This window comes from Pseudoalteromonas neustonica, assembly GCF_001653135.1.
GTDB lineage: Bacteria > Pseudomonadota > Gammaproteobacteria > Enterobacterales > Alteromonadaceae > Pseudoalteromonas > Pseudoalteromonas neustonica.
The window spans coordinates 17,565-27,018 of the sequence record NZ_BDDS01000033.1 but is presented as its reverse complement, the minus strand read 5'-3'; the positions used below and the strand labels follow the sequence as shown (position 1 = coordinate 27,018).

Below are 9,454 nucleotides of genomic sequence, written 5' to 3'. Positions count from 1 at the left end.
GTTAAGCTAACTTGTACTAATTACCCGTGAGGCTTAACCATACAACGCCAAACGCGTTTTATGTGACTGTTTAAGCGCAGAAGTTAAGATTGTAGGTCGTGATTTATCGCGACAACTAAAGTAGATTTACTAACAGCTGTAAGCGATAAGCTTAAAGTTGTAAGAAGACAATTATCAGCATTTTCAAATTTTAGTTAGTGCGTAGAGATACGAACTGACACCCAATTTGCTTGGTGACAATAGCGTTTTGGACCCACCTGATCCCATGCCGAACTCAGTAGTGAAACGAAACAGCGCCGATGATAGTGTAGCATTTGTTATGTGAAAGTAGGTCATCGCCAGGCTCCAAATAAAGAAAGCCCGACTCATAGAGTCGGGCTTTTTTACGTCTGCAGGAAAGTGAAAAAGTGAGCAAGGTGCAAGGTGGTCAATGTCGCTCGGGCGTTCACCTGAAAGCAGTACACCCTCATATATCGGCTGTTGCGATAAATCACGACTGACGGTTTTACAATCAAGTTGCGGGTATTTTATTGTAGGTCAGGCTTTAGCCTGAAGGCATGTAGCATATTCCCCAGAGCTATACATATCCACGATTCATGATAGATCACGAGCTACAGTTTGTGCGAAGTGAATTTAAAGATCGATGTTTCTATCAGTGTAGAAAATTGTCCAATTAAGCATGATGATATCTGATAAAATTACGGGAATGATAGTTCGTGATTTTTGGGATTTCTATGACGCCTTTCACTAGTCGCATTTATTTGTTACGCCATGGTGAAATTGTTGAGCAAGATGTATTAGCTGGAGGGACTGATCTTTTATTAAGTGATGTTGGTTTTTCACAGTTGAGTCAAGCATGCAAATACTTAACTGATGTTGAATTGGTGCAAAGTTCAACATTAAAACGTTGTAGTGAATTTGCCACACAATTTTCTCACAACCATCAAATTCCTCTTTTACTTACTGATGATATCCGGGAGTTTAATTTTGGAGATTGGGATGGCCGTAAGTATGATGAATTGTGGGAGCTGACGCATTCTCCTAGTATTGGTGATTTTTGGCAAAGCCCTTGGTTAGTCACACCGCCTTGTGGTGAAAATATGGCTGACTTTTATCAGCGAGTATTTCTTTGGTGGCAAAGGTTATTGATGAATATTGTAAATAATCATACGCATAAGCAATTAGTAATTACGCATGCGGGGGTGATTAAGCAATTATTAGGCATTATATGTGAGCTACCAAAAGAATCTAATCAGCAGAATATGTTTGCTGTAGGCTACGGTAAATTTGTTTGTGTTGAGATTTATATTGATAATATGGGTAAAGCGTGGCCAAAAATTGTGTTTTAGAATGCTATTTAGTAGTTTTTAACTGCCTAGATAGATATTAATTGAAATATTTACTCACCTGCCCATAATAGAGTCTTATGTATTTTGGAATGAGGTGAGAGTCCTCAACTGTACCCGCAACTGTAAGTCACGTGAGTGATAAGTCAGATACAAAATACGTTAATTTGAACTAAATGAGCGGGTTAACTCTTCTATTATCATCCTATTGGTAAGTAGTGTATTGGGTTTACTATCGCCAGAGAGAAAAATACATTGCAATCACCTGTAGTAACTCAGCCACCATTACTTAAAGTCACAGAATTATGCTGGTCAGTGGGTAATACCACTATTTTGCAAAATATAGCTTTTGCTATCAAACCAGGTCAATTTGTTGGTTTACTGGGTCCTAATGGTGCGGGTAAATCGAGCCTGCTGCGTTGTTTATATCGTTATAGCAAACCAGGCAGTGGCGAGGTTAGCTTTGCCGGACAGAACATCTGGCAATTAAGTGCAGATGAATATGCAAAGCAAGTTTCAGTGGTACTGCAAGAAACACCTTCGCAATTTAACTTATCCCTTTATGATGTTGTAAGTCTTGGGCTTACACCCCACAAAAGCTTATTTAGTTCTACAACCAAAGCGGATAAGCAAATAATATTACAGGCGATCGAACAAGTTGGCTTGAGTCATCATTGTAAACAATCGTTTGACTCTCTTTCTGGTGGCGAAAAACAACGAGCATTGATCGCTCGTTCTATTGTGCAGGGACCCAAACTACTCATTATGGATGAGCCTACTAGTCATTTAGATATTAAATATCAAATTCAACTAATGGAATTGGCAAAGTCTCTTAATGTGACCGTTTTAGCGTCGTTTCATGATCTTAATTTAGCTGCCAGCATGTGTGATGAGTTGCTGGTGATTAAACAAGGTAAATTAGTTGCAACAGGTACTCCAGAGCAAGTGATCACGGAAAAAATGCTGAGTGACGTATTTGGTGTCTGTGCTGAAGTATCAGCACATCCACAGAGTGAACAATTAAAAAAAGTAATTCCGCGAATCACCTACTTTTATGGCTATCAAGGGGGTAGTGCTAATGCAAAAAAATAATTATGCTGCTGTGATCGTTACTTTATTTTTTGGTTTTACGAGCATTTTTATTGCACTTAGCTTTGGTGCTGCGCCAAGTAAGTTCATTGATGTGTACCATAGCCTTATAGGGCAAGGGCATGACCCCTTTATTGAAAGAATTATCTGGCAACTACGGATGCCACGTACCTTATTGGCTTTTTTAGCAGGGTCTGGCTTAGCGATTGCTGGGTTAATTTTGCAGACGGTTACACGTAACCCATTGGCTGATCCATATTTATTTGGTATTTCATCAGGGGCATCGTTTGGTGTGGTGTGTTTTATGACAATTACTGGTATCAGCGCTGGTATTTCCATGTCTGCAGCTGCGTTTGTTGGCAGTTTATTTACGATGTTATTACTGGTGTTTATTGCTGGGCGGGCTAGTCGTGGACAGGTTGAAACCATGTTGTTAGCAGGCGTTGCCTTATCGTTTTTATTCAGCGCATTTACCAGTTTACTACTTTATTTTAGTGATCCTCAGGCGATAACCGCTATTTTATTTTGGACGCTAGGTAGTTTTGCTCGTGCTCAGTGGGCCACGCTCTGGTTACCTGCTTTAGTTATTTTAAGCTGTACAGCGATAATGATGAGTTTTCGTCGTCAGCTCAATGCTATGTTATTGGGTGATGAAAGTGCCGTGACATTAGGTATACCGGTACAACGGTTTCGCTTATTAATGTTAATACTGAGCTCATTGATCACTGCTGTGCTTGTTGCCATGTGTGGTGGAATTGGTTTTGTCGGTTTGATGATCCCGCATATTGTGCGTTTTTTTGTTTCCCAAGGTACGCCCAGTGGCTTAATGATGACAGCTTTAGCTGGCGGCATATTCATGGTTTGGGTTGATGTGTTGTCGCGCATTTTACTTACGAATCAAGAGTTACCTATTGGGGTGATCACGTCTGCGATCGGCAGTATTTTCTTTTTATCATTACTTTATTTTCGCAAGCGAGAAAGCTAACCAATGTTCAATATACCGAGAATAGCTAACCAATTTAGCCACATAATCGCTGATAAAATAAATCAAAAAACTAAACCACTTGGCGCACTTGGACAGCTAGAGCAATGTGCCACGCAATTGGTTACTATATTTAGTCAAAAAGTATCAAGTGAAGCTGCCTTTAAAGCATTTACCCCTGTTATTAATAAACCTACTTTGCTTGTTTTTGCAGGCGATCATGGCGTTGCAGCGCATGGTGTATCAATAGCACCCAGTGATGTTACTTCACAAATGGTCACTAATTTTGTCAGTGGTGGTGCAGCAATTAACGTATTTTGCCAACAGTTAGGCTGGCTGTTAGAAGTGGTTGATTGCGGTATTTTACACCCAGTAGCTTCACCAAGTGTGCATAATTGCCGTTTAGGCAGCATTACACAGCCGCTTAATACAAATATGGCGATGTCAATTGAGCAGGTATATCGAGGTTTTGATAATGCCAAACAACTTGTAAAACAGCTTAGCCTTAAAGGCTGTAATACCGTTGCGTTTGGAGAGATGGGCATAGGTAATACAACCAGTGCCGCGGCTATTATGGCTGCGATGCTTAAATTACCCGCACAACAATGTGTAGGTAAGGGCACAGGTGTAAGTGATGATATTGTTGAGCGAAAAATTGCAGTTGTAGAGCAAGCACTCATATTACATAAGTCACAATTTGCAGATCCAATTACCTTGCTTGCGGCATTAGGTGGGTTTGAAATTGTGCATATAACAGGTGCAATGTTAGCAGCTGCTGAGCAGGGTATGGCAGTGGTGGTTGATGGCTTTATTTGTAGCGCTGCGGCTATGATTGCAATAAATATCAACCCCACAGTTAAAGAGTATTTAATATTCGCTCATTGTTCAAACGAGCAAGGTCACCGATTAATGTTAGATACACTTAACGTTAAACCACTGCTGCAACTTGATTTGCGTTTAGGTGAAGGCTCAGGCGCTGCGTTAAGTTTACCGTTACTGCAAGCGTCACTGGGTTTTTATAATCAAATGGCTAGCTTTGCTGATGCTGGCGTGGAGCAGGTTGTTAGTTAATGCACTCTAATCTAGATGAAAACAAAGTAACGCAATGGCAGTTACTGTTATTAGCAATCAGTTTTTTAACTCGAATACCTGTTGAATTGCGCTTTGATGTGAGTACTGCGCACTTAAACCAAGCAAGTCGTTATTTTGCTTTGGTTGGTTTGTTACTCGGTGGATTATTAGCGCTTAGTTACTGCGTTTTTCAGTTGCTGTTCCCGCTATCAATTAGCATCCTGTTAATGATGGCAATAGGATTGCTGTTAACGGGCGCTTTTCACGAGGATGGTTGGGCTGATGTGTGGGATGGTTTTGGTGGCGGTTGGCAGGTAGAACAAAAACTTACCATCATGAAAGATAGCCGTCTTGGCACTTATGGCGCAGCAGCATTGTTTATAATATTGCTGATTAAATTTCAGAGCCTATTCTTCCTTGGTAACTCATTATTGGGTGTATTAAGTGCAATTTTACTCGGGCAATGTTTAAGCCGTATGGTGGCAACGAGTTTAATTATAAGCATGGATTACGTTAGTGAAGATGCCACTTCAAAAGTAAAACCGCTGGCGATGCACTTATCCAACTCTAGTTTAACTATTTTACTGTTAACCGCAGCAGTTTTGCTGGTGAGTTTAATCGCTGCAAGTCTTGTGTTATGGCAAACCGCGTTAATACTCATTGCGGTATTATTGATCTTAAGAGTGATTTTAATCCGCTGGTTTAAACGCCAGTTAGGTGGATATACCGGTGATTGTTTAGGTGCAGCGCAGCAACTAAGTGAAATTGCGATTTACTTAACGTTGGTGAGTGTACTATGAACGCTAATCATACGCTTATTTTAGGTGGGGCTCGCAGCGGTAAGAGCCGTTTTGCAGAGCAGCTTGCACAGCAAAGTAATAAGCCTGTAATTTACCTTGCTACAGGTCAAGCACATGACGTTGAAATGCAAACTCGTATTAAGCATCACCAGCAACAACGCCCTACAGATTGGCAATTAATTGAAGAGCCAATTACGCTGGCTGCAACACTTCAAACACACAGTAGCAAAAATAATTGCATCTTAGTTGATTGCTTAACTTTGTGGCTGAGTAACTGTTTATGCAGCGGTCGAAGTGATTGTTGGGATGAACAAAAAACGGCATTTCTAAATATTTTTGATAATTTACCCGGGCAAGTCATTTTTGTGAGTAACGAAGTTGGTCATGGGATTGTACCGCTTGGCGAACTTAGTCGTCAGTTTGTTGATGAGTCTGGCTGGTTGCATCAAGCGATTGCAGTAAAAGCTGCGCGTGTTGAATTTATAATGGCAGGTCTTGCCTTAACACTTAAAGGGCAGTCATGATGAAAACATTAATGATACAAGGGACAACCTCTGATGCAGGTAAAAGTACCTTAGTCGCGGCACTGTGCCGAGTATTTGTAGATCAAGGTATTAAAGTTGCTCCATTCAAGCCGCAAAATATGGCGTTAAATAGCGCCGTAACTGAAGATGGTGGCGAAATTGGGCGTGCCCAGGCACTACAGGCAATTGCCGCTAAAGTGCCGCCACGCGTTGATTTTAACCCTATTTTACTCAAACCAAACAGTGATACTGGCACACAAGTGATTATTCACGGTAAAGCGATTAGTAACATGGAAGCACAGGCGTACCACGATTATAAAAAAGTCGCTATGGATGCGGTACTTACCTCGCAACAACGCTTAAGCGAAGAGTTTGAGTTATTAGTTGTTGAAGGCGCGGGTAGCCCTGCTGAAATTAACTTACGTGCTGGTGATATAGCTAATATGGGTTATGCAGAAGCGGTTGATTGCCCTGTAATAATAATTGCAGATATTGACAAGGGCGGCGTGTTTGCACACTTAGTAGGTACTTTGGCACTGTTAAGTGAGTCAGAGCAAGCAAGAGTAAAGGGTTTTGTTATCAACCGTTTTCGTGGTGATATCGCATTACTGCAAAGCGGCCTTGATTGGCTTGAAGAGTATACGAGTAAACCTGTATTAGGTGTATTACCGTATTTGCACGACTTAGCCCTTGATGCTGAAGATGCGGTCGCGATTGATAACCAAGTTAGCCAAGCAAAAATTAGAATAGCCGTTTTGCTATTGCCGCATATTAGTAATCATACTGATTTTGATGCACTGCGCTTAAACACCCAAATTGATATTAATTACATTCGTCATACTCAAATGATCCCTGATGTTGATCTAATTATCATTCCCGGTAGTAAAAATGTGATCAGTGATTTGGCCTTTTTAAAAAATGAAGGGTGGGGGGAACAAATTAAACGCCACTTACGTTACGGTGGCAAGTTACTCGGTATTTGTGGCGGTTTACAAATGTTGGGTAGTGATATTTATGACCCTAAAGGCGTTGAATCAAGCCAAGCACATTGCAAAGGGTTAGAGCTTGCTGAGTTTATTACTGAGTTAGGGCAACAAAAGGTGCTAACGCAAGCCGCAGGTATTATCAATCTGCAAGGGCAACAGGCTAAAGTGGCTGGTTATGAAATTCATGCTGGTAGTAGTCAAGGCCAAGCACTCGAGCGGCCTTTTTTAAAATTTACTCAACACCCTAATAATGTTGCACAAGACGGCTTTATATCAAAAGATGATTGTATAGCGGGTACTTACTTACATGGCTTGTTCGATAGTAGCGAAGCCACGCAATTAATACTCGGTTGGGTCTTACCAAATAGTGGCATTACGCAGTTAATAGACATAGACACACATCGCGAGCTGCAATTAACGCGCTTAGCTGATATGTGTAAAGAACATTTAGATTTAGATAAAATCACACAAATTTACCAAAACTGGGAAGGAGTTAATAATGAGCGATACAAATAACGATAAACACCAACAGCGCCAACAAAAAGTAAAAGATAAAGTGGATGAGCGCATTGCTGCCGCGCAAACAGAAAAAGGCGTTTTTCAGGTTATTACTGGTAACGGTAAGGGTAAGTCAACCTCAGGTTTTGGTACGGTAACACGCTGTGTTGGTCATGGCATGAAAGCCGCAGTGTGCCAATTTATTAAAGGCACTTGGCCATGCGGGGAGCGCAATATATTGCAAGGTGCAGGGGTTGAGTTTGCCATTATGAACACCGGTTTTACGTGGGAGACGCAAAATAAAGAATCAGACACTGCAGCGGCGCAAGCAACCTGGCAAGAAGCTAAACGTATGTTGGCTGATGAATCAATTAACTTAGTATTACTTGATGAAATTACTTATATGATCACCTATGGCTACATTGATTTAGATGAAGCGTTAGAAGTGATTGCTAATCGTCCGCCAATGCAATCTTTAATCATTACAGGGCGCGGTGCACATCGTAAATTAACAGACTTAGCTGATACCGTCAGTGAAGTACGTAACGTTAAACACGCATTTGATGCCGGTGTAAAAGCGCAAATAGGTTTTGATTACTAATGGTTAGGTTAGTATTTATTTTATTTGTGGCTTTAAATTGTTTTAAGGCGATAGCCCAAACTAATAAGCAGCAGCTTAGAATCGTCGCCCTTGCACCACATATCGTTGAAAACCTATATGAGATAGGCGCAGGGGAGCAAATTGTAGGCACTGTAGAATATGCAGACTTTCCAGCAGCAGCCAATGATATTCCCCGTATTGGCGGCCATCAAGGTATTCAGCTAGAAAAGCTTTTAGCACTGAGACCTGATTTAGTGCTCGCGTGGAAAACAGGCAGCAAAGCCGAAGATTTAGCGCGTATTAAAAGCTTTGGCATTGAGGTTTCGTACAGTGATGCCAGCGAAGTGGATAAAGTGCCTAATGAACTGCGTCGCTTAGGTGCACTTACCGGGCGAGAACACGTGGCCGAGCAAGCCGCAATTGAATTTGAACATAAAATTGCTGCTATCAAAGTACAGCATCAAGGTAAAAGTAAGGTGGCGGTATTTTATCAGTTATGGCCTGAGCCGATGATGACGGTGGGTAAAAATACCTGGATCAATCAGTTAATTGAAATTTGCCAAGGTCGTAACGTGTTTGCAAATAGCCGAACCGATTACCCGCAGATCAGTATTGAAAATGTGGTTGTAGCTAAACCCGAGGTAATTATATTACCTGACGAAAAATCACAGCAGCAACAAGCCGTGATTGACTGGTCTCAATGGCCTGAAGTCCCCGCAGTAAATCATAATCTGTTTATTAAAGTTAATGCTGATTTATTGCACCGCTTTACAACCCGCATGCTTGATGGTCTAACGGATATGTGTACTAAAATTGATGATTCTCGTGTTGTAATCAAGGAGGCTTTATGAGTGATTGGCAACGCTTTTTAAAAACTGAGTGTGCAAAACCTTATATGCAAGAAACACTTGCAGTCGTAGCGACAAAGCGCAGCGAAGACATAGCTGTGTACCCGCCACAGTCGCAGATATTTAGCGCATTTGATGCAACACCGCTGAGTGATATAAAAGTGGTCATACTCGGTCAAGACCCATATCACGGCGAAGGACAAGCGCATGGTTTATGTTTTTCTGTTTTGCCTGAAGTCAGTAAACTTCCGCCTTCTTTAAAAAATATTTATAAAGAACTGGCAACAGACATTGATGGTTTTACCATACCAACACATGGCTATCTACAACGCTGGGCAGAGCAGGGTGTGTTTTTACTTAATACCGTACTCACGGTAGAGAAAGGCCAAGCACATTCGCACAAACACTTAGGCTGGGAGCTGTTTACCGATCAGGTGATTGCTCACATTAATCAACATTGTAAAGGTGTGGTGTTTATTTTATGGGGCGCTCATGCGCAAAAAAAAGGTAAGGGCATTGATAGCGACCGTCATCATGTCTTAAATGGCCCGCACCCATCACCGTTGTCTGCGCATCGTGGTTTTTTTGGTTGTAAGCACTTTTCCACTACCAATCAGCTATTGATACAACAAGGTAAAAAAGCTATTAATTGGCAAGTATAAAAATCGAATATAAAAAACAAAAGGCCCTTACTTTATCGGTAAGGGCC

The 9,454-nt window shown here is 41.3% G+C and carries 10 protein-coding genes, 1 rRNA gene and 1 riboswitch; all 11 genes read left to right on the top strand.

The genetic code is table 11. The features are described from left to right. Nucleotides 1-229: 229 nt before the first annotated feature. The 11 genes from rrf (at nucleotide 230) to ung (ending at nucleotide 9,407) form a co-directional block, all read left to right on the top strand. Nucleotides 230-344, top strand: a 5S ribosomal RNA gene (rrf, locus tag A7967_RS21475). Between the two features lie 390 nt (nucleotides 345-734). Continuing rightward, nucleotides 735-1,349: a histidine phosphatase family protein gene (locus tag A7967_RS21470; protein WP_054205322.1), complete on the top strand. Its 615-nt coding sequence runs from the start codon at nucleotides 735-737 to the stop codon at nucleotides 1,347-1,349. A 30-nt stretch (nucleotides 1,350-1,379) separates the two neighbouring features. Then, nucleotides 1,380-1,522, top strand: a riboswitch (cobalamin riboswitch). A gap of 79 nt (nucleotides 1,523-1,601) precedes the next feature. Next, the gene (locus A7967_RS21465; RefSeq protein ID WP_054205323.1) at nucleotides 1,602-2,438 is read left to right on the top strand and encodes an ABC transporter ATP-binding protein; all 837 of its coding nucleotides are present in this window, start codon (nucleotides 1,602-1,604) and stop codon (nucleotides 2,436-2,438) included. Beyond that, a complete protein-coding gene (locus A7967_RS21460) occupies nucleotides 2,425-3,420 on the top strand; it encodes a FecCD family ABC transporter permease (protein ID WP_054205324.1) in 996 nt (331 codons plus the stop codon). Before A7967_RS21465 ends, A7967_RS21460 begins: the two co-directional genes overlap by 14 nt. Nucleotides 3,421-3,423: 3 nt before the next feature. Next, complete coding sequence (gene cobT, locus A7967_RS21455; protein WP_054205325.1) at nucleotides 3,424-4,488, top strand: nicotinate-nucleotide--dimethylbenzimidazole phosphoribosyltransferase; 1,065 nt, start codon at nucleotides 3,424-3,426, stop codon at nucleotides 4,486-4,488. Further along, a complete protein-coding gene (locus A7967_RS21450; RefSeq protein WP_054205326.1) occupies nucleotides 4,488-5,288 on the top strand; it encodes an adenosylcobinamide-GDP ribazoletransferase in 801 nt (266 codons plus the stop codon). Before cobT ends, A7967_RS21450 begins: the two co-directional genes overlap by 1 nt. Continuing rightward, nucleotides 5,285-5,812: a bifunctional adenosylcobinamide kinase/adenosylcobinamide-phosphate guanylyltransferase gene (gene cobU / locus A7967_RS21445; protein ID WP_054205327.1), complete on the top strand. Its 528-nt coding sequence runs from the start codon at nucleotides 5,285-5,287 to the stop codon at nucleotides 5,810-5,812. The genes A7967_RS21450 and cobU overlap by 4 nt, the downstream gene beginning before the upstream one ends. After that, complete coding sequence (locus tag A7967_RS21440) at nucleotides 5,812-7,314, top strand: cobyric acid synthase (protein WP_054205432.1); 1,503 nt, start codon at nucleotides 5,812-5,814, stop codon at nucleotides 7,312-7,314. Before cobU ends, A7967_RS21440 begins: the two co-directional genes overlap by 1 nt. Beyond that, nucleotides 7,298-7,897 (top strand): cob(I)yrinic acid a,c-diamide adenosyltransferase, encoded by a 600-nt coding sequence (cobO, locus tag A7967_RS21435; RefSeq protein WP_054205328.1) that lies wholly within the window; start codon nucleotides 7,298-7,300, stop codon nucleotides 7,895-7,897. Before A7967_RS21440 ends, cobO begins: the two co-directional genes overlap by 17 nt. Then, nucleotides 7,897-8,748 (top strand): cobalamin-binding protein, encoded by an 852-nt coding sequence (locus A7967_RS21430; RefSeq protein WP_054205329.1) that lies wholly within the window; start codon nucleotides 7,897-7,899, stop codon nucleotides 8,746-8,748. Before cobO ends, A7967_RS21430 begins: the two co-directional genes overlap by 1 nt. Next, nucleotides 8,745-9,407 carry a uracil-DNA glycosylase gene (gene ung / locus A7967_RS21425; protein WP_054205330.1) on the top strand — a complete coding sequence of 221 codons (663 nt, stop codon included), beginning with the start codon at nucleotides 8,745-8,747 and terminating at the stop codon, nucleotides 9,405-9,407. Before A7967_RS21430 ends, ung begins: the two co-directional genes overlap by 4 nt. Nucleotides 9,408-9,454 lie beyond the last annotated feature (47 nt).

Bases quoted from the DNA above. Each gene is read 5' to 3' on its own strand.
- A7967_RS21470 (WP_054205322.1), top strand. From the start codon at position 735: ATGACGCCTTTCACTAGTCGCATTTATTTGTTACGCCATGGTGAAATT.
- A7967_RS21460 (WP_054205324.1), top strand. From the start codon at position 2,425: ATGCAAAAAAATAATTATGCTGCTGTGATCGTTACTTTATTTTTTGGT.
- cobT (WP_054205325.1), top strand. From the start codon at position 3,424: ATGTTCAATATACCGAGAATAGCTAACCAATTTAGCCACATAATCGCT.
- A7967_RS21450 (WP_054205326.1), top strand. From the start codon at position 4,488: ATGCACTCTAATCTAGATGAAAACAAAGTAACGCAATGGCAGTTACTG.
- cobU (WP_054205327.1), top strand. From the start codon at position 5,285: ATGAACGCTAATCATACGCTTATTTTAGGTGGGGCTCGCAGCGGTAAG.
- A7967_RS21440 (WP_054205432.1), top strand. From the start codon at position 5,812: ATGAAAACATTAATGATACAAGGGACAACCTCTGATGCAGGTAAAAGT.
- cobO (WP_054205328.1), top strand. From the start codon at position 7,298: ATGAGCGATACAAATAACGATAAACACCAACAGCGCCAACAAAAAGTA.
- A7967_RS21430 (WP_054205329.1), top strand. From the start codon at position 7,897: ATGGTTAGGTTAGTATTTATTTTATTTGTGGCTTTAAATTGTTTTAAG.
- ung (WP_054205330.1), top strand. From the start codon at position 8,745: ATGAGTGATTGGCAACGCTTTTTAAAAACTGAGTGTGCAAAACCTTAT.